Source organism: Neisseria sp. P0001.S005 (assembly GCF_051963715.1).
Map to the genome: position 1 here is coordinate 1 of NZ_JBQCTZ010000428.1, position 1,040 is coordinate 1,040.

A 1,040-nucleotide genomic window follows, 5' to 3' on the forward strand; every position below is an offset into this window, starting at 1 on the left:
AATTCTTTGATTATTATACCCGATACGCCTCTTTTTCTTCAAAAATCATTTGAAAAATAACAACAGGCCGTCTGAAAACAAGTATTTCGGTTTCAGACGGCCTGCATATTTTAAATATCAATACAACAATTTCTTGCGCGGCTTTTGCTCGCCACTGGATTTAATTTCTAACAAATTGAAATTCAGTATGCTCAAATCCAAGATGCTTTCAGAAGTGCATTGATCACCAAAAGCATTTTCATAAGTGGCCTTCAGTTTCAACACGCCGCCAAATGTCTGATCCGGCAATTCGGCAGCCAGCGCTAACATACTTGCAAACACGCTACCATACAATTCGCCCGATGCCAGCATCTCCACACCGCCGGAAAACATCTCCAAGCGCATAACTGCATCGGCAACCAGCTTGCTCGGCAAGTGATCAGGCAAAGGCTCTACTTCAAAATGCACATTCTTCGCCAAACCCTTACCGCTATTGCGGACAACCAAAACCAATAAATCCGTTTGACCGTCAGAACGCTGCAACGTCGCATGCAAAACAGGATGAATGCTCTCTTTTTGAATCAGCTGCTCACGATGCAACATCTTACTTTTTGCTTTGGATCGCGCAGAGACGACAGCCCAAATCAACCAAACCAATGCAATGGCAGAAATAGCAGTGACCAAAAGGGGAAGGTTGGTCAAATAGGCTTGCTGATTAAACCAAACTTGTGCTGCCAAAAATCCGGCAAAGAAAATCAAGACGTATAAAATTGGGGCAAACCGGCTTTGTATGGATGAGTGCATAAGTTTTCCTACATTTCGTATCGTGTTATAAAAATAATGCCTTTTGAGCAAATGATGTCATTAACTCAGAAGGCATTATTTTAACGTAATTTGCTTAATATCTTGCTTTTTATGAAACTGATATATCAAGCAGACAACTCAAACCGCACAGCTGTGTTTTCAGACGGCCTGAGAGTTTTATCAGGTGTAGGAAAACGTTGCGTTGTTTACACCACAGGTTGAGAAAAATAAGCCTGCAAGACCTCAAACGGCGTATC

At 41.9% G+C, this 1,040-nt stretch carries 1 protein-coding gene; it reads right to left on the bottom strand.

Going from position 1 to position 1,040, the window contains the following annotated elements; translation table 11 throughout:
* Window positions 1-117: 117 nt before the first annotated feature.
* The gene (locus ACTHSP_RS20800; protein ID WP_440346859.1) at window positions 118-783 is read right to left on the bottom strand and encodes a hypothetical protein; all 666 of its coding nucleotides are present in this window, start codon (window positions 781-783) and stop codon (window positions 118-120) included.
* Window positions 784-1,040 lie beyond the last annotated feature (257 nt).